At 32.1% G+C, this 26,176-nt stretch carries 24 protein-coding genes; 16 read left to right on the top strand and 8 right to left on the bottom strand.

The window, feature by feature from the left end; genetic code table 11:
* Window positions 1-42 precede the first annotated feature (42 nt).
* On the top strand, window positions 43-843 hold the full coding sequence (locus ACUN3A_RS17030) for a DUF1961 family protein (protein WP_445552484.1): 801 nt from the start codon (window positions 43-45) through the stop codon (window positions 841-843).
* A gap of 271 nt (window positions 844-1,114) precedes the next feature.
* On the opposite strand, the gene ACUN3A_RS17025 is transcribed toward ACUN3A_RS17030, so the two are convergent.
* Both ACUN3A_RS17025 and ACUN3A_RS17020 read right to left on the bottom strand, forming a co-directional pair.
* Window positions 1,115-1,498, bottom strand: a complete 384-nt coding sequence (locus ACUN3A_RS17025) for a DUF3037 domain-containing protein (protein ID WP_445552483.1) — start codon at window positions 1,496-1,498, stop codon at window positions 1,115-1,117.
* Window positions 1,476-2,270, bottom strand: coding sequence for a HipA family kinase (locus ACUN3A_RS17020; RefSeq protein WP_445552482.1), 795 nt, complete (start codon window positions 2,268-2,270; stop codon window positions 1,476-1,478). Before ACUN3A_RS17020 ends, ACUN3A_RS17025 begins: the two co-directional genes overlap by 23 nt.
* A gap of 194 nt (window positions 2,271-2,464) precedes the next feature.
* Here ACUN3A_RS17020 and ACUN3A_RS17015 point away from each other — a divergent pair, with 194 nt between their 5' ends.
* Entirely contained in the window at window positions 2,465-4,567 is a 2,103-nt protein-coding gene (locus ACUN3A_RS17015) for a beta-galactosidase (RefSeq protein WP_445552481.1), read from the top strand.
* 170 nt (window positions 4,568-4,737) lie between these two features.
* Window positions 4,738-5,703, top strand: coding sequence for a Fic family protein (locus tag ACUN3A_RS17010; RefSeq protein WP_445552480.1), 966 nt, complete (start codon window positions 4,738-4,740; stop codon window positions 5,701-5,703).
* A 4-nt stretch (window positions 5,704-5,707) separates the two neighbouring features.
* Here ACUN3A_RS17010 and ACUN3A_RS17005 read toward each other — a convergent pair whose 3' ends face one another.
* The gene (locus ACUN3A_RS17005; RefSeq protein ID WP_445552479.1) at window positions 5,708-6,139 is read right to left on the bottom strand and encodes a hypothetical protein; all 432 of its coding nucleotides are present in this window, start codon (window positions 6,137-6,139) and stop codon (window positions 5,708-5,710) included.
* A gap of 399 nt (window positions 6,140-6,538) precedes the next feature.
* Between ACUN3A_RS17005 and ACUN3A_RS17000 the strand changes: the two genes are divergently transcribed.
* Both ACUN3A_RS17000 and ACUN3A_RS16995 read left to right on the top strand, forming a co-directional pair.
* Window positions 6,539-6,856, top strand: coding sequence for a hypothetical protein (locus ACUN3A_RS17000; protein WP_445552478.1), 318 nt, complete (start codon window positions 6,539-6,541; stop codon window positions 6,854-6,856).
* 66 nt (window positions 6,857-6,922) lie between these two features.
* Window positions 6,923-7,402: a hypothetical protein gene (locus ACUN3A_RS16995; protein WP_445552477.1), complete on the top strand. Its 480-nt coding sequence runs from the start codon at window positions 6,923-6,925 to the stop codon at window positions 7,400-7,402.
* Window positions 7,403-7,522: 120 nt separating this feature from the next.
* On the opposite strand, the gene ACUN3A_RS16990 is transcribed toward ACUN3A_RS16995, so the two are convergent.
* Window positions 7,523-8,380 carry an NAD(P)H-hydrate dehydratase gene (locus ACUN3A_RS16990; protein WP_445552476.1) on the bottom strand — a complete coding sequence of 286 codons (858 nt, stop codon included), beginning with the start codon at window positions 8,378-8,380 and terminating at the stop codon, window positions 7,523-7,525.
* Window positions 8,381-8,670: 290 nt separating this feature from the next.
* On the opposite strand from ACUN3A_RS16990, the gene ACUN3A_RS16985 reads away from it, so the two are divergent.
* From ACUN3A_RS16985 to ACUN3A_RS16970, 4 genes are all read left to right on the top strand, one after another.
* A complete protein-coding gene (locus ACUN3A_RS16985) occupies window positions 8,671-9,777 on the top strand; it encodes a DUF4062 domain-containing protein (RefSeq protein WP_445552475.1) in 1,107 nt (368 codons plus the stop codon).
* 177 nt (window positions 9,778-9,954) lie between these two features.
* Window positions 9,955-10,086, top strand: coding sequence for a hypothetical protein (locus tag ACUN3A_RS16980; RefSeq protein WP_445552474.1), 132 nt, complete (start codon window positions 9,955-9,957; stop codon window positions 10,084-10,086).
* A gap of 220 nt (window positions 10,087-10,306) precedes the next feature.
* Window positions 10,307-10,552 (top strand): hypothetical protein, encoded by a 246-nt coding sequence (locus tag ACUN3A_RS16975; RefSeq protein ID WP_445552473.1) that lies wholly within the window; start codon window positions 10,307-10,309, stop codon window positions 10,550-10,552.
* 10 nt (window positions 10,553-10,562) lie between these two features.
* Window positions 10,563-11,213: a DUF3885 domain-containing protein gene (locus ACUN3A_RS16970; RefSeq protein ID WP_445552472.1), complete on the top strand. Its 651-nt coding sequence runs from the start codon at window positions 10,563-10,565 to the stop codon at window positions 11,211-11,213.
* A 397-nt stretch (window positions 11,214-11,610) separates the two neighbouring features.
* Here ACUN3A_RS16970 and ACUN3A_RS16965 read toward each other — a convergent pair whose 3' ends face one another.
* Window positions 11,611-12,090 carry a hypothetical protein gene (locus tag ACUN3A_RS16965; protein ID WP_445552471.1) on the bottom strand — a complete coding sequence of 160 codons (480 nt, stop codon included), beginning with the start codon at window positions 12,088-12,090 and terminating at the stop codon, window positions 11,611-11,613.
* Between the two features lie 308 nt (window positions 12,091-12,398).
* Between ACUN3A_RS16965 and ACUN3A_RS16960 the strand changes: the two genes are divergently transcribed.
* From ACUN3A_RS16960 to ACUN3A_RS16930, 7 genes are all read left to right on the top strand, one after another.
* Window positions 12,399-12,938, top strand: a complete 540-nt coding sequence (locus tag ACUN3A_RS16960) for a lipid-binding SYLF domain-containing protein (RefSeq protein ID WP_445552470.1) — start codon at window positions 12,399-12,401, stop codon at window positions 12,936-12,938.
* 487 nt (window positions 12,939-13,425) lie between these two features.
* Window positions 13,426-15,285: a peptidase U32 family protein gene (locus tag ACUN3A_RS16955; protein WP_445552469.1), complete on the top strand. Its 1,860-nt coding sequence runs from the start codon at window positions 13,426-13,428 to the stop codon at window positions 15,283-15,285.
* Window positions 15,286-15,554: 269 nt separating this feature from the next.
* Window positions 15,555-16,130, top strand: coding sequence for a DJ-1/PfpI family protein (locus tag ACUN3A_RS16950; RefSeq protein WP_445552468.1), 576 nt, complete (start codon window positions 15,555-15,557; stop codon window positions 16,128-16,130).
* A 267-nt stretch (window positions 16,131-16,397) separates the two neighbouring features.
* Complete coding sequence (locus ACUN3A_RS16945; protein ID WP_445552467.1) at window positions 16,398-16,907, top strand: GNAT family N-acetyltransferase; 510 nt, start codon at window positions 16,398-16,400, stop codon at window positions 16,905-16,907.
* Window positions 16,908-17,460: 553 nt separating this feature from the next.
* Entirely contained in the window at window positions 17,461-18,543 is a 1,083-nt protein-coding gene (gcvT, locus tag ACUN3A_RS16940; protein ID WP_445552466.1) for a glycine cleavage system aminomethyltransferase GcvT, read from the top strand.
* 108 nt (window positions 18,544-18,651) lie between these two features.
* Window positions 18,652-20,691 (top strand): S41 family peptidase, encoded by a 2,040-nt coding sequence (locus tag ACUN3A_RS16935; protein WP_445552465.1) that lies wholly within the window; start codon window positions 18,652-18,654, stop codon window positions 20,689-20,691.
* Between the two features lie 81 nt (window positions 20,692-20,772).
* On the top strand, window positions 20,773-21,483 hold the full coding sequence (locus ACUN3A_RS16930) for a YebC/PmpR family DNA-binding transcriptional regulator (protein ID WP_445552464.1): 711 nt from the start codon (window positions 20,773-20,775) through the stop codon (window positions 21,481-21,483).
* A gap of 72 nt (window positions 21,484-21,555) precedes the next feature.
* Here ACUN3A_RS16930 and ACUN3A_RS16925 read toward each other — a convergent pair whose 3' ends face one another.
* From ACUN3A_RS16925 to ACUN3A_RS16915, 3 genes are all read right to left on the bottom strand, one after another.
* Window positions 21,556-22,503 (bottom strand): LamG domain-containing protein, encoded by a 948-nt coding sequence (locus tag ACUN3A_RS16925; protein ID WP_445552463.1) that lies wholly within the window; start codon window positions 22,501-22,503, stop codon window positions 21,556-21,558.
* A gap of 386 nt (window positions 22,504-22,889) precedes the next feature.
* Window positions 22,890-23,930, bottom strand: coding sequence for a PLP-dependent cysteine synthase family protein (locus tag ACUN3A_RS16920; protein ID WP_445552462.1), 1,041 nt, complete (start codon window positions 23,928-23,930; stop codon window positions 22,890-22,892).
* Between the two features lie 72 nt (window positions 23,931-24,002).
* Window positions 24,003-26,063: a S9 family peptidase gene (locus tag ACUN3A_RS16915; RefSeq protein WP_445552461.1), complete on the bottom strand. Its 2,061-nt coding sequence runs from the start codon at window positions 26,061-26,063 to the stop codon at window positions 24,003-24,005.
* Between the last annotated feature and the right edge of the window lie 113 nt (window positions 26,064-26,176).

Here is a 26,176-nt window from a genome sequence, read left to right as displayed (position 1 = left end):
CTAAAATAAGTTTCTTACTTTAGACGATAAAAATTTTTAATAATGAATACGAATAAACTGCTACTTCTGATACTTTTTTTCTCAACTTTAATGAGAGGTCAAAATACTGATTCTGCTGATTTTGAAAATCTGAACCGTTCAAAACAATGGCAATTACAGTTTAATGATTCCTTTACCAAAGATTGGCAGTCCAAATGGTTTTTGGATGGACTTCACGCCGATATTAAAAATACAAAAGAAGGAATGCTTTTTAGCGGTGGAAATGTCGAAAATGATGACGCCTACAATGCGGTATTATGGACAAAGGAATCATTTAAAGGAGATGTAAAAATCCAATATAATTATACAAAAACAGATAACAAAACGATCTGGGCTACTATTTTATATCTTCAGGCGACTGGGATTGGTATTGCTCCTTATGTCGAAGATATATCGCAATGGAATAATTTAAGAGAAATTCCTGCGATGAAAACGTATTACAACAATATGAAAGCGCTACACATTAGCTATGCTTCATACGATAATAAAAATACAGATATAAAAAACGATTACATTAGAGTACGAAAGTATCCCGTAATTGCTGGTCAAAACTTTAATACCACAACTGAGATTCCTAATGCTAGTTTTGAAACAGGACTTTTTAATCCTAATGAAACCTACAAAATAACGATTATCAAAACCAATCAAAAACTTTATTTTAAAGTCGTTGGGAAAAATATTTCAAAACTATTTTCTTGGGATTTAACCAATTCCCCAGGTATAGTTGAAGGCAGAATTGGTTTAAGACACATGCATACTAGATCAGCACTGTATAAAGATTTTTCAGTATTTACAAAGAAATAGAAAAGGCGTTAACTATTTTGGGAAATAATCGAGATATCAAATATTCGCTTTTAAAACTTTTATTTGCAATATATTCAAAGTCTAAAAAATGGCACAAGGATACCACGGATAAAATGGATTTCGCACTGTTTTCAATTGATTTTTTTTACAAACAAAATAAAAAAATCCGTTCTAATCTGTTTTATCCGCGGCATCCGCGGCTAATTAAAACGTTTAGCAGATAACAAAGTATGTTTGTTTTTTAAAGCGAATGCCTAGTAAAAATCTTTTTTTATAAAACCAATTCTTCAAATAAATGCTGAACCGTTTTATCCAAATCATCACAAAAACCACAATGAGGTCTGGAAGTTTGTATAGCCGAACTTCGTATAGCAGTTAACCAACGAAAACGCGACGGAATATCAAATTCGCCAATAGGCCCTCCTGCCCTTCCACCCTGCGCAATTTTTTGAAAAGATTCTAAATTTAGCTCAAGTTGTTCGAAATCAAAATCATCAGAAAGCATTAATAATTTTGCTTCATTCACAGCATAGAGCATTTTTATGAATTTGGCTCTTTTGCAAAACAGAATAACGCCTACGTTTAGGAATTCTTCACGTTCTACCCTTGGCACCACGCGAATAACGGCATACTCATATAAGTTTTTCTCTTGCATTTTGGGCTTCATTTATAAAAATTTCTGAATGATTCAATCTAGTCCACAAAAACTGAAAATATACAGCTCTAATTTCTTCAGGAGTTTGCTCAGTATCTTCCCAATGGAGCCAATCTTCAGGTATGTAATTGACAATATCCTGTAATATTTCTTTGGTAAGTAAATTTTTGAAAGCTACATCAGTTTCTTTTAGCAAACTAGCTTGAGGTAACAAAACATGGTCTTTTATCAATGCAAAAGGACTTTTGGCGTGTGTCTCCCAAGTATTCCAAGAATGATGAAAATAAAGTGATGCGCCATGATCGATTAACCATAATTCTTTGTGCCAAATAAGCATATTAGTATTTCGAAATGTACGATCAACATTGGTTATAAAAGCGTCTAACCAAACGATTTTAGAAGCCAAATCCGCAGGCAGTTTTGTTACAACCGGATCAAAAGTTATAGCTCCAGACAAAAAATGTAAAGCCAAATTCAATCCTTGACTGCCTTGCAATAAATCCTGAATTTCCTCATCACCTTCGGTGCGTCCAAAAGCTTCATCAAGATTAGCAAATACCAATTCTGGCATTTTTAGATTCAGAACTCTTGCAATTTCTCCTCCTATTAATTCCGCAATCAAGGCTTTCACCCCATGTCCAGCTCCTCTAAATTTTAAAACATATTTAAAATCATCATCAGCTTCGGCCAAAGCAGGCAGCGAACCACCTTCACGTAAAGGTGAAATGTAGCGCGTTACATTTACAGTTCTTAATTCAAGTGGTTTTTTCATAGCACAGTTTTACGAACTACAAACTTACAAATTTCTTTAAAGCCACTAAGATTCTAAGAAACTAAGATTTTAAAGATTTAATTAGAGTGTTCAGTCCATTAAACAATTTAAACCTAAAACGATTAAACTTTTAAACGATTAAACTTTTCTTAAAAAACTTATATTTGTAATTCATACACTTCTAAATATTTTTTATGAAATATAAAATTGCTGTCTTCAATCAATATTCCTTTTTGGCTTTAGTACTACTTTTTAGTACGACTACATTTGCACAAAAATTAGAAAAATTCTTCCCTTCCAAAGATTTAACCTCAGTTGGAGTTTACTATTACCCTGAACATTGGGATCCGTCTCAATGGGAGCGTGATTTTCAAAATATGGAAAAAATGGGTTTTGAATTTACTCATTTTGGAGAATTTGCTTGGGCACAATTAGAACCTGAAGAAGGTAAATATGATTTCAAATGGTTGGACAAATCATTGGAACTGGCAGCAAAATACCACCTCAAAGTTATAATGTGTACTTCTACCGCTACGCCTCCTGTATGGCTCGTTCGCAAACACCCAGATGTACTTATTACCAATGAAAATGGCACCAAATTGGACCATGGAACGCGTCAACATGCTAGTTTTTCCAGTAACTATTACCGAGCTTATTCGATGAAAATGATTGCCGAATTGGCCAAAAGATATGGCAATGACAAACGTATTATGGGTTGGCAACTCGATAATGAACCGCGTCGTGCGCTAGATTACGGACAAGATACTCAACAGCGATTTCGTGATTGGTTAAAAGAAAAATACAAAACTATTGACGCGGTTAACGAAGCTTGGGGAAACAATTTCTGGAGTGGAACGTACAGCAGTTTTGACCAAATCAATATTCCGTTGCATGCGGTATGGGGAATGAACCTACATGCACAACTCGATCATTACCGTTTTGGCGATAATGAAACAGCTTCCTTTTTAGACGAACAAGCCAAAGAAATTCGCAAATTTTCAAGTCCAAATCAATGGATCACTTCCAATTATATTCCGATGTATGACATGGGTTATGTTGGGATGAGTAAAGAACTGGATTTTGTCAGCTATACCCGATATATGGTTTATGGTAGCGATCTTGGCATTGGCCCAAAAGGCTATCGCGTGGGCGATTATTCCCGTATTCCATTTGCTAATGATTTTTTCCGTCCGATGAAAGGAGCTTATGGTGTGATGGAATTACAACCAGGACAAGTGAACTGGGGAAGTATTAATCCTCAGCCATTACCTGGAGCAATGCGTTTGTGGCTATGGCATGTTTTTGCCGGCGGAAGCAAATTTACCTGTACCTACCGCTATCGTGCGCCTTTATATGGTTACGAGCAATTTCACTACGGAATTGTTGGAACCGATGGTATTACTCCAACCACAGGAGGAGTAGAATTTAGTCAGTTTATCAAAGACATTAATATGCTTCGCAAAAAATACGATGCGAAAGCGCAATTACCAAAAGCGTATTTACAACGTAAAACTGGAATTTTATTCAATGCGGATAATGTGATGGGAATCGAATTGAACAAGCAAACCAACCAATGGAACACGATAGATCATTTTACAAAATACTACAAGGCTGTAAAATCGTTTGGTGCTCCGGTAGATTTTGTTCGTGACACTACTAATTTTTCAAATTATCCTGTTTTAATCGTTCCTGCCTATCAAATGATTGACCAACAAATGATTGATAAATTGACTGCTTATGCACAAAATGGAGGAAACTTGGTTTTGAGTTGTCGTTCTGGAATTCAAAATCGTAAAGGACATCTTTGGGAAGCAAAATTTTATCAACCCATGTGGAAATTGATTGGTTCTGAAATCGAATCTTATGATTTATTGATGCCACAATCTCCAGATAAAATCAAATTCGGCGATCAGGAATTTGTCTGGACGAGTTGGGGTGATTTATTAAAGCCTAATAAAGGGACAGAAGTTTGGGGAACTTTTCAAGGTGATTTCTATGCTGGAACTCCTGCTGTTATTTCTCATAAACTGGGTAAAGGAACAGTAACGTATGTTGGTGTTGATTCTAAAAAAGGAGATCTTGAAAAACAAGTATTGACAAAACTATACCAACAACAAAACATTCCAATTGAAAATTATCCTGAGGGTGTAATGGTAGAATACCGAGATGGTTTTGGAATTGCAGTAAATTATTCTGATAAAGTCTATGAAATGAAAATCCCTGCAAATGCTGAAATTATCATTGGGACACCATCAATGAAAACTGCGGATGTATTGGTTTGGAAATATAAAAATTAATAATTTTAAAAACATGGCTCTTCAATTGTGAAGAGCCATGTTTATTAAACTACCATAACTCTCCCTGCAGATTATATAAATTATGATATGCAAATTTCGAAGTCAACGACAATAATTTTGAAGCGGAACAAAAAAAGAACTACTTTTGATAGTATCAAATGATAGTATCAATGAAACCTCCTTATGACATAACCCCGAAAATTCTAAAACTAATATCTTCAATTTCAGAAAAAATTGGAGAAGTAAATGCTAATTATCTTAGCAAACAATCTCCTCAACTCCGCAAACAGAATAGAATCAAAACAATTCATTCATCTTTACAAATTGAAGGGAATACATTAACTGAAGAACAAATTACAGCGTTAATTGAAAACAAAAGAGTAATTGGTCCTGAAAAAGATGTGTTAGAAGTTTTAAATGCTATTAAAGTTTATGAAAAATTAGAGAAGTATAATTTTTCATCAGACAAAAGTTTTCTAAAAGCACATCTTCAATTAATGAATGGATTAATAGAAAATGCTGGAAAATATAGAAAACAAGGAGTTGGAATAGTCAAAGGAACAAAGGTTGAACACATCGCGCCACCATTCGAAAATATACCTTTCTTAATGAAAGATCTATTTGATTATCTAAAAGATACCGAAGAATTAACATTAATAAAAAGCTGTGTGTTTCATTACGAAATGGAATTTATTCACCCATTTTTGGATGGAAATGGTCGAATGGGAAGACTCTGGCAAACCTTAATTCTAATGGCTGAATATCCTGTTTTTGAATTTTTGCCATTCGAAACATTAATTAGCAAAACCCAAAATGAATATTATAAATCGTTAGCATTAAGTGATAAATCCGGAAAGTCAACGTACTTTATTGAATATATGCTTGAAGTTATTGATAAATCATTGGAAAACTTACTTAGTTACAACAATAGAATTTTAAAAGATATTGATCGGTTAGAATATTTTTTAAAACTTGGTACCAAAGAGTTTAGTCGAAAAGACTATATGAATATATTTAAAGATATATCCTCAGCGACAGCAAGCAGAGATTTAAAAAAAGGAATAGAAATGAATCTGTTTGAGAGTATTGGAAATTTTAATAAAACGAAATATACAGTAAAATATAATGAAACATAAAAAATCATTTCCCAAATTGCCTTTGCTCTATTGGCTCAAATAAAAAATTAGAATCTTTAAATTCTAATGTTCCTTTCACATAAAATGGTATAGTCATATAAGTCGAAACCAATCCCGTTCCCTGTTTTAATTTTTGATTACTCTCGACTAAAACAAAAGGAGCTCTTTTTATATCACCGCCATAAGACCTATAACAAAAGTCTCCTCTTAAAGTATCGCCATGACGATTGCCCCGAACGGCTCCAGAATCTTTCCCCAAAAGACCGTATCGGACTTCATATTCTCCATAAAAAGTATTTGGTGTAAATACTAATGACAAGAAAGCTGTTGAATCCCCTTTTGAAGCTTTGTAAAATTTTTTAAAGGTTTTGTTTTCCCTTTTGTTGCAGCTGTGCAGTAAAAAAATCACAGCCACTATAAAAAACATTTTTTTCATTATACCTTTTTTTGTTCCCATTTCTCTCGAATACAATTGACAGCGCAAATATAAAATATCAATAAATACCCTTCCTCTTTTTTTATAGTTTTCGATGAAACTTCCATTCCAAATCTAAATTGAAGAATGATTTTTTTTGAGAAAAATTAAAAAATTAAAAGCAGAAAATCATGTCGCAATAAAAATTTGAATTTTATTAATTTAAAAATAAAAATAGACACCTAAATTCACAGGGGTGATCCTGAAAAGCAATTCATTATTTTAAAAACACCCCCTTTAAAAAAAGGGTTACTCCCCTCGAATCAATGCTTTTTCAAGCCATTCCTTTTTCATAGAATTAATTGCCAAAATTTTCAAAAAACCTTGATTTTACTGGCTCTATAACCTAAATTTGAATCAATGAAAACAGCACACAAAATAGTACTTTATTCACTTTGTTTATTGATTACCCTCTCGTGGGGAATAAACTGTGCTGCTAACATTATTAAGACAACTAACGAAAAAAACATACAAGATCGAAAAGAAACACTGCCTGGAGGCGAATCGGATGAAGAAGACAAAATATTTGAATTAGTATACGAGTTTTTACCGTCTTATAATATTCCTTTCCTAGCTACAACTACAACAGAACTAAACTTTAGTAAAGTGGCAACTTTACCACAGTCAGTGTTTTTAGATCTATCGAATCCCCCTCCCGAATTTTATTTATTTGCTTAAGATTAACTTCTAGAACCAATTGGGTTCTAAAATTCTTTATACAATTAAATTTAAATTCAAAACTATATGAAAACGATATTCACACTTGCACTTGCTTTATTTACTTCTTTAATTTTTGCTGATTCTCATATTATTGTAAAACAAAATGGAGAAAAAATAGAAGTAAATTATGTTACAACCAAAAACAACACGGTTTTTTATTCGCTTCCAGGAAGTAGTACTGTAAACGAAATAAGCCTTTTTGCAATTGATAAAGTAATTGACAAAAAAACAAACAGTGTAGTTATTGATAACCACAAAGTGGATGTTTCAGGAAAAACAGGATATAAAAATGTCCAACTTCTAAACAATGATCAAACGCAAGGTTTACATAAAGGAGTGGTATTAACAACCACAATACACAAACCAAAAGGACAAACAAAATCAGATTGGATTGCAGATGCTACTACTACATTAAAAAAACGAGCAGCAAAACAAGGTTTTCCTTTTGTGGTGATTACCAATCAAACCGATTCAACATTAGAAGCTGTAGCATACAACTATTAAACAGTAATTTTAAAAGTACTATTTCAAAGAAACAAGTTAATTCTTGTCTCTTTTTTGCTTAATATCACACAATATTTTCTGCAGAAAGAAACAATTAAACGATTAAACGCTTAAACAATTTTAAGACTCCAAATTCAAATATGCCTTACCAATATAAGCAATACAATCCGAGGCAATAAAAGACTGATAACCTGTTTCGGGCAAAGCAATATCGGCAGTTAGTCCATGCAAATACACACCAAGAATTGCGGCATCACAAGGTTTATAAGATTGTGCCAAAAGACTGGTAATTATTCCTGTCAAAACATCGCCACTTCCGGCTGTTGCCAAAGCTTGGTTTCCGGTAGTATTAAGATAAATAGTTTCGCCATCTATAATGTAAGTTGGTGCGCCTTTCATAACAATAATTACTTGATTCATTATTGAAAAAACAGTCGCTTTGAAAAATTTCTCTTCTTCCGAATGCCATTTCCCAATCAATCGTTCGAGTTCTTTTGGATGTGGAGTCAAAATGGTTTTTGGCGGAACCAATGCCATCCAAGAAGGATTATGCGACAAAATATTCAAAGCATCGGCATCAATAACTAATGGAGCAATCGTATTCGATAAAAAATTATGAAACGCTTTTTGAGTTTCCTTTTTTTGTCCCATTCCAGGGCCAATACCAATAGCTGTAGGTTCTAGATCAAAACGAATATCCGAAAGATCTAACTCGTGTTCATCAGTAATCACCATCACTTCTGGAATAGCAACCTGAACAATTTCATAACCACATTGTGGCACAAAAGCTGTCACTAACCCACAACCCGTTTTGAGTGCCGCCTTGCTCGATAAGCAAACAGCGCCAATCTTGCCATAACTTCCGCCAATGATTAAAGCGTGTCCCTGCAAGCCTTTATGAGTATGCTTGGTAATGGGTTTATACCGTTTTAGGATTTCCATTCTATCAATGGAAATTGGAGCGTTCTTAATATTCATTTTTCTATTAAAAGTACAAAATTTCAATGGAATGACGAGAGGTATTAACAGTTGTCCGTAAACTCCAAAACGCTAACCCACAAGTAAACGAGGAAATTTCGCAAATAAAAAAATTGGAAAGTTAATTTTTGAAAAAATGAGTTATATTTGGGCGGAAACACGCTACTTAGTTACGCATATCTACCTATTTTAATGTTATATGCGCTATGTTGTAGCGAGTGTATAAGAGTTGGCAGTAATTTTACCGCAAAATAGAAAATTCATAATAATTAATTGTAAAGATTTAAAGAATGAAACCAAGAGTTTTTGTAAGTTCAACATATTTTGATTTAAAGCATGTTCGTGAAAGGATTGAAAGATTTATCGAAAATTATGGTTTCGAACCAGTTTTATTTGAGAGTGATAATGTAATTTTTGAGCATAACAAACCTCTTGACTTATCATGCTATAATGAAGTTAAGCTATGTCATATGATGATTCTAATAATCGGAGGTAGATATGGTTCAGTAATATCGGGAGATAACTTAAAGGAAAAAAAAGAATCTTATGATAATGATTATATTTCAATTACAAGAAAAGAATTTGAAACAGCTTCAAAAATGAATATCCCGGTATTTATTTTTATTGAAAAAAATGTATATGCCGAATATCATACTTATAATAAGAATAAAAAATTCTTTGATACTCAAATGAATTCCTCAACTGAAAAAATATTTTCATTTGCTCATGTTGATGATGTCAATGTATTCAAGTTTATAAATTCTGTAGAAAGAATTGCTCTTAAAACATTTGAAAAAATAGAAGATATAGAAAACTATTTACAAAATCAAATAGCTGGAATGCTATATTTATATTTACAAAAACTTCAAGATAATATTAATGAGGAAAAAATTCTTGATTCAGTCTCCGAACTTAAGAGTATATCGAAACGCATGAACGAAATGATAATTGCTGTTGGAAAAAATGTAATTCAAGATAATTCATTTGAAAATGTACTTTTCGATCAAAATAAAATCCTCATTGAATTTTATATAGAACAATTTATAGATAATATTAGCTTTAAAAATAGTTATGAAATTTCAACTGAAAAGGCAGAAAAAATTTATGAGCTTTCATTAAAAACATTATTTAATTACGAAAAGTTTAATTTAGTAAATCTTGAAAAAGATTGGAGTAAAAAATGGGAATTAAGAGAACAAATAGTTTCTGAATTTCAAGAAGAATTGTATAAAATTGATGAAAAACTTCAATTAGACCAATTTAATTATTATAAAACACAAGAAAATTATTTTAAAAAGATTCATCCTTTAATTATAAATCAACCTAATTTGATTCAATATTTTAAATCAAAATTTAGTGAAGAAATAAAAGATAAAATAGATGAATTACCATTCTAATTAAAAAAACTACTGCAACAGCCCTTACAAGAGATTTGGGCATTTGGCTTAATTTAAAAATGGTTTTGTACTTGGGAAATTTGTGTATAATCGAAAAATCTATCATCTTTAATCCCCAACCTCGCCAAGCGCCAGAACGTTATAGGTCATTTTAACGGACGACCAATAGAAATACTGATGAACGAAAAAGAATTGGTAGATAGCAAAAATGCAATCATATTACTTTCAGATGGACATCCATTTAAAGTAAGCGACTTGACATTTGGATGTGACAAGAAAAATATTTTTTTTTTGTTTCAGGTTGGGTAGAGAGTTATGAACTAAAAAACAGAGTCTTAAGTAAATTAAGTGAAACAAAGCAGTTATTCTCGAAAATGCTCGCTGTATCAACTGACTTAAAAAAAATTACCGAAAACCGAAACGTGGAATATTCTCTTTGTCACAACTATGGAATGGGTAGTCTTGAATTTTGCAGACAAAAAAACGGTAATATCGAATGGACAACTAAAATAAATGACAATTAAAAGTTATGTGTAATAATTGTTTTGAAAAAGAATATTATTCATTTCCATCAGAAAAATATTGGTTAGACTTTGACTTGGAGTTGACCAAAAAGTTAGGCTCTAACAAAATGATGAATGAGGAATTTAAGCCTGACGGTAAAAGAGACAAAGATGATGGAGAATACATTTATGAATGCTTGACTTGTAAACAAAAATGGAAACTAAAAGACCCTGATTATTCATTTAGAGGATATTTTTTAAAGACAAAATAAAAAGAAACACGTGCAGAAAATAAAACAAGATTACAGACAATTTTTAAGTAATAACTTCAAAGGTCTTAGACTTGGAAAGCCTTTGTTTTATAATTGGAAGATAGGACTTCGATTCGATTTGCAAGTTGACAGTACAGACACAGACGACTATTTTCAAGAAGTAACCAGACGAGCTTCGACAATTTTTCAATCTGCTTTTGAAGACTCTGACCAAGTATTTTTAGTTTTTATGGACTATAAATACAAACGAAGAAAAATCAGATTCTCAAACTTTACATTCAAACAAATCGAGAATCTCATAAAATCAGAAGTTAGTTACTCAAAAGAAAAGCGTCTTTATGAACCTAATGATAAATTTGACATTAGAAATATTGCAATTCTTAAGACAGCTACGCATAAAATAAACTATAAAAGTATTTTAACCGCAATTGGACATTCGGATTTTTTTCCAAGACAACCAAGACTTGACGAGAATGGTGCGCTGACGGCCAAAGAAGTTTATTTCATCAATATTGACAAGGAACTTATTTTTCATATGTATGACGACAGAGGGCTTGACATTATATCAGCTGACATAGAAGCAATAAGACCAATTTATAAGAAACATAACGATTGGGTACTTGATTATGACAGAAAAAAGATTGATAAACAATTTGAATAAAAAAACGTCCTATAACAACTACAACGGATTTGGGCAATTGGCTTAATTGCAAAATAATTTTGTTTTTTAGGTGATTTAACAAATCCAAATAATGGGCTTAATTTAACCCAAACCCTCGGAGCTCCTACCAAAACCATACGACCTCCTATCAAAAGCATAGGAGCTCCTACCTAAACTATACGAGCTCCTACCTAAACCATAGGAGAACCTACCAAAACCATATGACCTCCTATCAAAACCATAGGAGCTCCTACCTAAACTGTAGGAGCTCCTATTAAAATCATACAAGCTCCTACCTAAACCGTAGGAGCTCCTATCAAAACTATAGGAGAACTTTCAACAAAAAATGCCAGCCCAAAAATAGGCTGGCATTTTAATAATAAATCAAACAGTAATGTTACAAATCAGCTGGTATCTCAGTTTCGGTTTTATGTGCGAAACGTTTATTCCATTGGTCAACATCAGCCATAGCGAGATCAAGCGAACCCTCATTCCCTCTCGATACCTGTAAGTTTATGGTATAACGATCTACAAGAGTCATTACATCTGTAGCAGCCGCTAACTGAATTTCTTCGATAGTTTCCATAGCCTGCATAAGTGCCATTTTGTTAGATTCAAGATTACTGTAATAATCCAAAAGCCCTGAAAGTTCTGTAGGAACATCGGCACGACTCAATGAATTCGGAAATTGATTCGCAATTCTAGAAATCAGGCGAGCATACCCTTCTCTACCTTCAGCCATTGAGCGTGTTCCTTTTTTTTCTTCATCGGTCAAATTAATTTTGTAAGGATTTAAAGGGCTTAATGCATTAGTAACAGCAGCAGTAAAAGCAGTAAGAACTGTTTGAGCGGGAATTGTGTTAATCAATTTTGACATAAAAAATATTTTTTTGGTTTATAATAATCGAAAAATAAGCCAATTTTCTTACATATTATTCTTGCTTTAAATCATTAACAATATTTTAACAAGATAAATTAATCAGAAAATAAATAAAACATCCGTTGGAGAAAAAAATTTTAGAAAATTCATTAACAATACTAATTGTATTGCGTAATAGATTTATATCCAAATTTGAAAAACAAATACTTATACAACATTGATAATCAGATATATTTAGCAATTGCATAAGAAATTTGTATTAACTTTATAAAGAAATTTTACAAACAATTTAAACATTCTTAACTATGAAAAAATTAAATGCTATTTGGGTTATGATGATCGTTTGCGTAATAAGCACAACATCTATATTTGGGCAATCAGACTCTAAAAAGGAAAAAATTATAGCTGACAGTAATACTTCAAAAGCTGAGTTCATTAAAACCGATCCTCTTATGAAAACAATTTTCGACAATGCTTATGGCTATGTCATCTTCCCAAATGTTGGAAAAGGAGGAATAGGCGTTGGTGGAGCTGCCGGTAACGGAGTCGTATACGAAAAAAACGCGTTGATCGGTACGGCAAAGCTGTCTCAGTTGAGCATTGGTTTTCAAGCTGGAGGACAAGCCTATCGTGAGATAATATTTTTTGAGTCAAAATCTGCATTAGACCGCTTTAGAGATAGTAAGTTTGAGTTTTCAGCTCAAGTATCTGCAGTAGCTGCAAAGGCGGGCGCTTCAGGGAATGCTAAATATGCTAACGGTGTTATGGTGTTTACTATGCAAAAAGGCGGGCTTATGTATGAAGCTTCCGTTGGTGGTCAAAAGTTTAAATACACTAAATCATAATACTCATTTTGTTAGTGTAACAAATAAGATATGATGGATTTATAAAAATCCAAAACAATAAAAAACTAAAGCTATGATCTTAAAATGTCATAGCTTTTTTTATTTCTTCCGAAGAAATCTTTAATTTTTGAGTACTGAAAACTCCCGTTCCTCAAAGTATTCCCGCCTTTTGTGCTTTTTTAACTGCTTTTAAAAACTATAAACGCACTAAAAATCTCCTTACTTTTTTCGTTAATTTCATTAGAATGATATGTGTTTCAATAATCAAAAAGAAGCCACAAAATGACAAACCATTTATTTTATAATTTTTCCTATCATTTGAATTGCAGAGTAAATTAACAAAAACAACTACCAATCTAACAATCATAAAGGTTAACAGCCATTACTTTGCCATTAAATACAAAAAAAATCCCTTTGGGTTAGAAATCTCCGAATATTTATAAGACCTTTGCAGGCTTTTTAGAAATAATAAATTGATCATCAACCGATGAAGAAGAAAATAGAAATTTTAGCGCCTGCAAAAGATTTAATACACGGAATGGCAGCCATTAACAGTGGTGCCGATGCTGTATATATAGGTGCGCCACAATTTGGTGCCCGTTCTAATGCGACAAATTCCATTGAGGATGTGGCCGCTTTGGTTCAATATGCGCATTTATTCCATGCACAGGTTTTTGTTGTTATCAATACCATTTTGTATGATAATGAAATTGAAACCTGTCGCCAAATGATTTGGAAATTGTACGATGCCGGCGTAGATGCGCTTATTGTACAAGACATGGCTATTATGGAAATGGACTTACCTCCTATCGTATTGCACGCCAGTACACAAGCTAACAACCGTGATGCCGACAAAATTAAATTCCTGAAAGATGCCGGAATGAAACGTGTGGTTTTGGCTCGTGAATTGAACCTACATCAAATCAAAGAAATTAGTGACGCTTCGGATGTGGAACTAGAATTTTTTGTAACTGGTGCTTTGTGTGTGTCTTTCAGCGGAAACTGTTATATGAGTGTTGCCAATGGCGAACGTTCTGCCAATAGAGGTTCTTGCGCACAAAACTGTCGTTTACCTTATAACTTAATCGATGGTCATGGTGATACTTTAATCAAAAATAGTCACTTGCTTTCTATCAAAGATTTTGATGTATCGGATCAAATTCCAAACTTAGTAGAAGCTGGAGTTATTTCGTTTAAAATTGAAGGTCGTTTGAAAGACATTGTTTATGTCAAAAATAACGTTTCGTATTTAAGACAAAAACTAGATTCTTTTTTAGAAGGAAGCGACAAATACACCAAAGCTTCTTCTGGAAAATGCACGTATCTTTTTGATTCGGCTTTGAATAAAAGTTTCAACCGTGGTTATACTGACTATTTTGTCAACGAAAGATATCAGTCCATTGGTTCTTGGGAAAGCCCAAAATCAAAAGGGCAATATATTGGTAAATTACTTAAAACTATTGGTGGTGCTTACGAAATTGAAAATGGAGAATTATTAAATAATGGTGATGGACTTTGTTTCATCAACGAAAATAATGAAGCCGAAGGAATTTATGTGAACAAAGCCGAAAATGGTTTGGCTTATCCAAATGTGCTGAAAGAAATCAAAGAAGGTACTTTTATTTACCGAAATAATGATGCAGCTTTCATCAAAATTGTAGAAAGAGAAGATAGTGCTGTTCGTAAAATAGCAACGACTTTATTGTTGACCGAAAACGAAAATGGTTTTGAATTAATTGCAACTGATGAAGATGGTTATGTAAGCACCGTTCAATTAAATCATACTAAAGAACAAACAAAAAACAATCTTTCGATAGAAGATAACATCAAAACGCAATTGGCAAAAACAGGTTTTACGCCTTATACTGCCGATGAAATTAATGTAATGTTCACGCAAAACTGGTTCTTACCTATTTCAAAAATAAACGAAATGAGAAGAACAGTTTATGAGCAATTATCAGAAATTCGTTTAGCAAATTACAAACGCGAAGAACACCAATTAGTAAAAACATCACATCCTTATCCGGAAACTAAATTGGATTTTATGTACAATGTTTCTAATAAAAAAGCGCGTCAATTCTACGAACGTCATGGAGTTACCGAAATCGAAAAGGCCTTTGAATTACAATGGGATCCCGGAAAATCTCGTGTAATGACTACCAAATATTGTATTAAATACGAATTGGAAAAATGTCCAATTCACCAAAAAGATATAGTAGGTACTAAACTGAAAGAGCCATTGGTATTGAAACAAGGAGAATTAGAATACAAACTAAAATTCAATTGCAAACCTTGCGAAATGGAAATTTGGGAAAAAGATGCCGAATTTGAAATTGAAGAAGATTAACTTCTAATTTTTAAAATATTTATAAAAAGCTGCAAAGATGAAGGAAACTTTACTTTGCAGCTTTATTTTTTCTCGCAGAGACGCAAAGACGCAAATTTAAAAACCGCTTTCTTTGCGTCTCTGCGCCTTTGCGAGATTAACATTAAAAAAACTGACAAAACCTTCTAAAAAGATAAAACACTTAAAACCAAATCAGTAAATCATTTTTTCCTTAACTTTATAAATCAAAAAAAGATTCAACTTATATTAATTTTTTTAAATAAGATAAAATGAAAAAAGTATTGTTCCTAACTGGTGATTTCACCGAAGATTATGAAACTATGGTTCCGTTCCAAATGCTGGAAATGATTGGTTATACTGTTCATACCGTTTGTCCCAACAAGAAAAAAGGAGATACAATAAAAACTGCAATTCATGATTTTGAAGGAGATCAAACTTATACCGAAAAACCAGGACATAACTTCGCATTGAATTATAGTTTTGACGACATAAAAGTGAATGATTATGATGGATTAGTTATCGCTGGAGGACGAGCACCCGAATATTTACGATTACACGAAAAGATAATTGAAATCGTACAACATTTTTTTGCTACCAATAAACCAGTAGCAGCTATTTGCCATGGCATCCAGATTTTAACTGCTGCTAATGTAGTGAAAGGTCGAAAATTGACTGCTTACCCAGCTGTAGGCCCAGAAGTAACTTTAGCAGGAGGCGAATTCCAGTCGATACCAGTCGATGGTGCATTTGTGGATGGAAATTTGGTTACCTCCCCTGCTTGGCCTGCACATCCAAGTTTTATTAGAGAGTTTTTAAAAATTATGGGAACCAAAATTGAAATTTAAAAGCAATAAAAAACAAATTCCATAGCTTACATAAATTCAAATACCAAAGCCCAAAAACTACAACTACAGCTAATTTTGCTGTAGTTTTTTTTATCTTTGAATGGTAGAAACTAATAGCAAAATCAATTGCAATATAGTTCAATGCTATTTTTGTCAAATCGAGCGCAGTCGAGATTCAATAGTGGTTCTCGACTGCGCTCGAACTGACAAATTGAACAATTTTACAAACATAATCATAGAACAAAATACCCAATTTAAACAATCCTAATGATTACAACAGCAAGTCTAGAAGACGTAACTGCCTTAGAAAAATTAATTAATTCTGCCTATCGTGGAGAAACCTCTAAACAAGGATGGACAACCGAAGCTAACTTATTACAAGGTGAAAGAATTACTATAAATGAATTATCTGAAATAATTAGAAATAAAGAAAATACCATTCTTAAATTTACTGATAATAATACAATTATTGGCTGTGTATTACTTGTAAATAAAGGCAATAAACTGTACCTCGGAATGCTTACCGTTTCGCCCGAATTACAAAATAGCGGAATTGGAAAAAAATTACTGCAACAAGCAGAAAAACACGCTTTGACATTGGGATTACCTAAAATTGTAATGACCGTAATTTCGATTCGGGAAGAATTAATTGCTTGGTACAACCGTCATGGTTTTATTGATACTGGTGCTAGAGAACCTTTTCCGCTCAACAATACCGATGCAGTTATTTCTCAACAACCTTTGGAATTTGTTATATTAGAAAAAAAAGTTTCTTAAAGAGTACACAATAACTGACTATTTCATAATTTACATACTCAACATCATTTCAATATTATAAAAGAGATTATTGAAAGTAAAAATTGAAGTAATAAAGGAATAAAAGGAACTGTTTTTTTAGATAAAGAATCAATAGAAATAAATAACTTTATATTTCTGATTTTTAAAATAGTTACATTATTAAAAAATCATCCGAGAGGAAATTGATTGGATTTCAAATAAAACATCCTGCCTAAGGGAATGTCATTAAGTCAAAAGATTTTAGATTGATGATTAACGATTGTAGATTTCAGATTTGGTGTGACTAAATAATAGATTGTAGATTTCTCGAGGCTTTTAAATCTGAAGTCAAAAATCGCTAATCAAAAATCAGCAATCATTTCTTCAATTAACCCTTAACTTAATAACATTGTGGGTTACGCCCAAAAACTGATAAAATTTCAAATAAACTATTCAAAAGAGCTTTGATTTTATACATTTTTCAATATTTATAGTTTTTGCCAAGCAAAATAAAAGCCATAAATTAGCACTTTAATATTTATATAAAAATACAATGAAAAATACTGCCTTAACGCACATACATGAGGGTTTGGGAGCGAAAATGCTACCGTTTGCTGGATACAATATGCCTATTCTTTATGAAGGGGTAAATGCAGAACACGAAACGGTTCGAAATGCAGTAGGTGTTTTTGATGTGTCACACATGGGAGAATTTATACTTTCTGGACCAAATGCTTTAGCATTGATTCAAAAAGTAACTTCGAATGACGCGTCAACTTTGACAATTGGAAGAGCTCAATATTCTTGTTTACCTAATAATGATGGCGGAATAGTAGATGATTTAATTGTCTATAAAATGAAAGAAGAACAGTATTTACTTGTAGTGAATGCTTCAAATATTGACAAAGACTGGGATTGGATTTCGGCTCACAATGATTTAGGGGTTGAGATGAGAAACTTGTCTGATGATTATTCTTTACTTGCAATTCAAGGGCCTAAAGCAGTTGAAGCTATGCAGTCTTTATCGTCTATAGATTTATCTGCAATTGCTTATTATCATTTTGAAGTTGCTGATTTTGCTGGTTTTCCAGAGGTAATTATTTCTGCAACTGGTTATACAGGTTCTGGTGGATTTGAAATCTATTGTAAGAATTCGGAAGTTGAGGCTATTTGGAATAAAGTTTTTGAGGCAGGAGCTTCGTACGGAATCAAACCGATTGGTTTGGCTGCAAGAGATACTTTGCGTTTGGAAATGGGATTCTGTTTATACGGTAACGACATCAACGATACTACATCACCACTTGAAGCTGGATTGGGATGGATTACTAAATTCACTAAAGAATTTACAAATTCGGAGAACCTGAAAAAACAAAAAGAAACAGGCGTAACAAAAAAATTAGTAGCTTTTGAAATGCAAGAGCGCTCTGTTCCAAGACACGATTATGAAATTGTTGATGCTTCGGGTGCTGTAATCGGAATTGTAACTTCGGGAACTATGTCACCATCGATGAATAAAGGAATTGGATTAGGGTATGTTGCTACTTCAAATAGTGCTGTAGATAGCGATATCTTTATCCGAATTAGAAAAAATGATGTTCCTGCCAAAGTGGTAAAACTTCCTTTTTATAAAAAATAATTCACTTGGTTTAATATAGAGACTAAGATTCTATGACATAAAATTTCTTAGTCTTTAAAAACTTAGAATTAAACACTATGTCACTTAAGATGTGTAAATAAAAAGCTTATGAAAAAAATTATATTTGTTTTACTGTTTTCTTCATTTCCTCTATTTGCGCAAAATAGTGATGCAAATTGTGATATTTTATTAAAAATAAACACATTACTTCAAAAAGAACATTTTAGTCCAAAGCCGGTAAACGACAGTTTATCGGCTTATCTTTTTGATGAATTATTAAACGAATTAGATCCATCAAGAAGCATTTTTTTAAAATCGCAGGCAGATTCACTTTCTAATAAATACAGACTTCAATTGGACAATCTTATATTAAAGAAAGATTGTTCTTTTTTAACCGATATCAAAAAAGAATATCACAAGTCACTCCTAAGAAATAAAGCACTATTAGAGAAGCTAAACAAGGAAACAATCGATTACGGCATAAAAGATACTATTCGAGTAAAAAAACAAAATTTTAATTTCTATCTAAAAGTAAACGAAGTTGAAAAAGCTTTGAACAAAAGAATACGATACGAAGTTTTTAGTGATATCTCTGAAAAAAGCAACAATTTAGATTCACTGAAAACAAACTTCAATTCAATGAAGATTAAGTCTGAAAAAGAAGTTATTGAAAATGAATTATGTAAAATCAATATTTCACTTACTGATAGCAAACTTTTTGAAGACAATTTTTACAATATCTTTTGTGAATATTTTGACCCTCATACCAATTATTTTAGCAACGATACTAAGTCTAGTTTTATATCCACTTTATCCAAAGAAAAACTATCACTAGGATTAGAAGTTAGTTTAAATAAAAAAAACGAAATAATTATAACCGAAATTGACCCGAACGGTCCAGCTTTTAAAACGAGTAAAATCAAACAGGGAGACCAAATAATAGCCATATCCAACAACAAAGAAACACTCGAAGTTTCCTGTGCCTCATTAGAATCTATAGCGACACTAATGACATCCGAATTGAATACAAACCTTACTTTAACGATTAAAAACAATTCAGGTAAAATCTTCAAAGTAAGTATCGAAAAACAAGTTTTAAAAGATGATGAAAATACTGTATACAGTTTTATAGTTAATAAAGATATCAAAGTAGGCTATATCAAAATACCTAGTTTTTATTCTGATTTTGAAGATGATAACAACAAAGGATGCGCACAAGATGTAGCCAAAGAAACCGTCAAATTAATGGAAGATAATGTCAGTGGAATAGTTCTTGATTTAACTGACAACGGAGGCGGATCTATGGAAGAAGCAGTAAAATTAGCAGGACTTTTTATTGATTACGGTCCAATTTCTATAGTAGCAAATAACAAAAAACAATTGTCTGTGATAAACGACCCTTACAAAGGAGTTATTTACAGAGGACCAATTATCATTATCATTAATGGAAACTCTGCTTCTGCAAGTGAGTTTTTTGCTTCCATCATGCAAGATTACAATAGAGCAGTTTTGATCGGAAGTACCACTTTAGGAAAAGCCACAATGCAAACTATTATACCTTTAGAAAAAAATGATGATCAACATTTTGTAAAACTAACGATTAGTAAATTTTACAGAATTACCGGAAAGAGTCACCAAGCCATTGGCGTTTTTCCAGATATATCTATTCCTACCATTTATCAAGATGTTTTCCAAAAAGAAAGCGGATTTCCAACAGCTTTAAAAAATGATACTTTAAAATCAAGAATTCGTTTTACTCCTTATGTTAGTGATAAATTAATTCAGTTCTTAGCAGAAAAAAGTAAAGAAAGAATCGCAAAAGACCCTTATTTCAATTCAATTATAGCACTCAACACCAAAATTGACAGCGTAATAAAAAAATCAAATTTAGAAATACCAATGACTTTAGATGCTATTTATAAAAGCCTAAATAGCGTGAATAGCTTATCGGAGGAAATCAATAATTTCTCTACAAATAGCCTAAATTTAGACGTATCCAATTCGGAATATAATAAATCCTTGCTTCAAATTTTCCCATCGCTTATTGAATACAATAAGATACAGCTTGACAACTTAAAATCTAATCATTATCTCGATGAAGCAATAGCTATCATATCCGACTATAAAACATTAAAAAAAACTAATTAGCAAAATTTACAAAAAGATTTTTCCATTGTTTTGGAAAAATAAGGAATAGCTGTATTTTTGTATTTCAAAATAAAATAATAAATGGGAAGAGCATTTGAATTCCGAAAAGGTAGAAAAATGAAACGCTGGTCTGCAATGGCCAAAGCCTTTACCAGAATTGGTAAAGACATTGTAATGGCAGTAAAAGAAGGAGGTCCAAATCCTGAAGCCAATTCAAGATTAAGAGCTGTTATTCAAAATGCTAAGGCTGCCAACATGCCAAAAGACAATGTTGAAAGAGCCATAAAAAAAGCAACTGATAAAGACACCGCTAATTATAAAGAAGTACTATTTGAAGGCTATGCCCCTCATGGTATTGCCCTTTTGATTGAAACTGCTACAGATAATAACAATAGAACAGTTGCTAACGTTAGAAGTTATTTTAACAAATGCAATGGAACTATGGGAACTCAAGGTTCTGTAGAATTTATGTTTGATCATACTTGCAACTTTAGAATTCCAAAAGAAGGTATTGATCCTGAAGAATTAGAATTAGAGCTAATTGATTTTGGTGCAGAAGAAGTTTTTGAAGACGAAGATGGTATCTTGATTTACGCTCCGTTTGGAAGCTTTGGAACCATTCAAAAAGAATTGGAAAACCGAAAATTAGACATATTATCTTCTGGTTTTGAAAGAATTCCACAAATCACAAAAAAGTTAACAGAAGCTGAAATGGCAGATGTTGAAAAATTGATCGAAAAAATGGAAGAAGATGATGACGTGATGAACGTATATCATACTATGGAAGAATAATTTTTTCGGCTAAAAATAAAAAAAACTCTAGATCTCTAGAGTTTTTTTTTGCTTTCTAAATTTCAAACTAAACTAATTAGCCGTTAACTTTTTAGCTGTAGCACTATTTTGGGAATCAATAACTTTTAATAAATAAGTTCCTTCAGGCAGTTTTGTGATATCAATTTCATTTTTATCAACACTCAACACTTTTAAACCTTCCGAAGAATAAATTTCAGACTTTCTATTTATTGTTTCCAAAGGCATAGATAATATTACAGTAGATTTTATTGGAGTTGATGATTTTGCAACTAATTTTTCATTACCTTTTTTCACTGTTCCTTTAGCAGTAACTACAGAAACCGTATCATTATTTGGAGTGGTTACTGAATCACTTTCGTATATTTCAAGAACTTCTTCTGCTGTCAAAGCTACATCATAAATTTTCAAATCATCTATATCTGCATCCATACTAATCGCAGACCCCATTTTACCAATACCAAAAACTACAGCCGATGTTAATTTTCTAGGGGTTATTGATGATTTAATTAATTCACCATTTCTATAGATTTTCGAAGTAAGTCCATCATAAGTAATCGTGTAATTATACCAAGTACCAGAAGTAATTGTTGTTGTCACAATAACATCATTAGAAGGCCCCCAGCCAGCAAAATTTAAATCCGACTTTGAAGTTGTTGTACCTTGTTGCAACAAACCAAAATATTGCGCATTTGTTAAAGAACCATAACCCCAAATATAATTAGCAGTAGCAACATCATTATATTTTACCCAAATAGATACTGTCCTTTGAGAATTAGAAAGTGGTAAATTAGGTATAGTTGCCTCAAGTGCACTATTTGTTACACGCAAAGCACTATTAACAACACCCGCTCTGTCTTTTACATATTTAGCATCACCAAAAAACAAAATTGTTTTGGCAGTATTGCTAAGAGTTCCATTAAAATTAAATTCTTGAATTGCTGTCTGAGCATTAACTTGAGAAGAAAATACAAACACTGCAAAGAGTATAATTTTTTTCATAAATGCAGGTTTTAAATTTGCAGAAAAAGATATTGCGATCTCTTATATCAAATTTAATACTACATTATTATACGAACCTAAATATTCCGACAAACTGTTAAAATACTCGTTTAATCCATCCAAAAAGAATATTTAAAATAAAAAATACTCAACAAAAACTACCATTTTTACTAGTTAATTAAGAAATAACCATCAATTCAACCATTTTAATAACAAATCACAAATTAAAAAACTTATTAGTAATCTTACAAACAGATAAAAAAATCAACACATGAAAAAAATCGACTAAAAACATAATAAACACTGACAACTCACAGACTCAATTTTAATCAAAAAAAAAGCTCCAGATTTACATCTGGAGCTTTTCATATATTTAAGAAAATATATTATTTTATAAATTCTATTTTCTGTACTTCTTCTTCATTAATACTATCAAAAAATCCTTGATCATTCATCCAATCATCACTAAATACTTTACTCATATAACGAGAACCATGATCAGGAAAAATAGCAACAACTTTACTATTTTCGTCAAATTCTCCTTCTTCAGCATATTGTTTGATGGCTTGCATCACAGCTCCAGAAGTATAACCAACAAATAAACCTTCTTTTCTAGTAATCTCTCTTGCAGAGTGAGCACTTTCTTCGTCAGAAACTTTAATGAACTTATCAATAATATCAAAATCTGTAGCCGATGGAATTAAATTTTTACCTAATCCTTCAATTCTGTAAGGATAAATCTCATCGTTATCGAACTCTTTAGTTTCATGGTATTTTTTCAAAACTGATCCAAAAGCATCAACACCAAGTATTCTTACATTAGGGTTTTGTTCTTTAAGATATTTTGCAGTTCCCGAAATAGTTCCTCCAGTTCCGCTACAAGCAACAAGATGTGTTATATTTCCGTTAGTTTGTTTCCAAATTTCTGGTCCTGTTGTTTTGTAATGTGCATCAATATTTAACTGATTAAAGTATTGATTAATATAAATGGATCCTTTTGTTTCCTCATGAAGTCGCTTAGCTACATTGTAATAAGAACGTTCATCATCTGCAGAAACATGAGCGGGACAAACATAAACTTTGGCTCCCAAGCTCCTTAACATATCAATCTTATCTTTTGAAGATTTTGAGCTCACAGCCAGAATACAATTGTACCCTTTGATGATACTTACCATTGCTAAACTAAATCCTGTATTACCAGAAGTTGTTTCAATGATGGTATCGCCAGGAGACAAAATTCCTCTTTTTTCAGCTTCTTCAATAATATATAAAGCAATTCTGTCTTTAGATGAATGCCCCGGATTAAAAGACTCTACTTTTGCATAGAAATTGCCCTTTAAATTCTCGGTTACACTATTTAGCTTAACAAGTGGTGTATTACCTATTAATTCTAAAATATTATTATAAGCATTTATTTCTTCTTTCATAAAAAAATAGTTTATCTGAGAGCGCTTTTGAATTTACCCCGATATATTGCAAATCTAACAAAAAAAATTTAATTAGTTTTTAATTTTCTCTAAATCTAATAAAAAACTGTACTCTTTGGCTAATTCTTTAAGTGCTTCAAAGCGACCTGAAGCTCCTCCGTGTCCTGCATCCATATTTGTATCTAAAAAAAGAAGATTTTCATCCGTTTTTAGCGTCCGTAATTTTGCAACCCATTTAGCTGGTTCCCAGTATTGTACCTGAGAATCATGCAAACCTGTAGATACATACATATTTGGGTATTTTTGGAAAGTTACATTATCATAAGGCGAATAAGACAACATGTAATCATAATATTTTCGAACATTAGGATTACCCCATTCATCATATTCTCCTGTCGTTAGCGGAATAGTATCATCCAACATCGTAGTTATAACATCCACAAATGGCACTTGAGCAATAACTCCATTGTATAATTCAGGCGCGTCATTAACAATAACTCCCATTAATAAACCTCCAGCAGAACCACCTTCGGCATATAAATGTTGTGGAGAAGTATACTTTTCGGAGATTAAAAATTTAGAACAATCTATAAAATCGGTAAATGTATTTTTCTTTTTCAATAACTTTCCGTCTTCATACCATTGCCTTCCTAAATCTTCTCCTCCACGAATATGAGCAATTGCAAATGCAAAACCTCTATCCAAAAGCGTTAAAACAGTTGAAGAAAAACTAGCATCCATAGAATGTCCATAAGAACCATAAGCATACTGAAGCAACGGATTATTACCATCTTTCTTTAATCCTTTCTTATAAACTATCGAAATTGGAATTTTAACACCATCTGATGCCGTTGCCCAAACTCTTTCTTCTGTATAATTATCTTTATTAAACTTCCCTCCAAGAACTTCTTGCTCTTTTAAGATTACTTTAGTTTTAGTCACCATATTGAAATCAATAACCGATTTTGGTGTCGTCATAGACTGATATCCATAACGCAACACATCAGTATCAAAATCAACATTGGAAGCCGTATAAGCCGTATACGTTTCACTTTCAAAAGGAAGATAATACTCCCCTTCTCCATTCCAAGGCATAATTCGAATTTTATTCAAGCCATTTTCACGCTCTTCCAAAACCAAAAAATTCTTAAAAATCTCAATATCTTCTAAAAGGACATCACTTCTATGCGCAATTACTTCTTTCCAATTGGCTTTTGAAGTAGCATTTACAGACGTTTTCATTAATTTAAAATTCTCTGCTTTATCTTTATTCGTCAAAATGTAAAAACTATCTTCATAATGACTAATGCTATATTCTAATCCTCTAACCCTTTTCTGAAAAACTTTAAATTCACCATCTGGAGTATCAGCGTCAAGAATTTGATATTCTGTTGTCAAAGTACTTCCCGATTCTATAGCTAAATATTTTTGAGACTTCGATTTTGCAATTTCTACATCAAACGTATCGTCTTTTTCAAAATAAATCAAAACATCATCTGTTTGTTTTGAACCTAATTTATGTTTAAAAATTTTATCCGAACGCAAAGTCACATCATCTTGATCTGAATAAAAAATAGTTTTATTATCATTAGCCCAAACTGCGCTTCCGGTAACATTTTCTATTATGTCTTCTAGAATTTCATTGGTTTCGAGATTTTTTATTTGAATAGTATAAATGCGCCTCCCTACAATATCATAGCTAAAAAGAGCCATTTTATTATCTGGACTAACACTCAAAGCTCCCAATTGAAAGTAAGGCTTATCCATTGCCATTCTGTTACAATCGAATAGAATTTCTTCTTTTGCCGAAAGGCTTCCTTTTTTTCTAGAATAAATAGGATAATCTTGACCTTTTTCAAAACGAGTGATATAATAGTAGCCTTGGTACAAATAAGGAACTGATTCATCATCTTCCTTTATTCTGCTTTTCATTTCTTCGAAAAGAGCCGCTTGAAAATCTTTAGTATGAGCTGTTTTTTCTTGATAGTAGGCATTTTCTTGATTCAAATAATCAATAACTTCTGGATTCTCACGATTGTTTAACCAAAAATAATTATCAACTCTAACCTCATTAAATTTCTTTAATTTCTTCGGAATTACTTTAGCGACTGGAGCTGTATTGTTTTCAGGCATTGTTTTTCGAGTAGATTTAGTATTTAAAAACGCAAAAATAAAGCAAAGTGATTCTAAAACGAACCGGTTTTTTAACTTATTTAACATAACTAAAAAGCAAAATTCGTAATTTT

Source organism: Flavobacterium sp. WC2509 (assembly GCF_052683105.1).
Note: the sequence above shows the minus strand (reverse complement) of the source record. Positions and strands in the feature narration are given on the sequence as shown.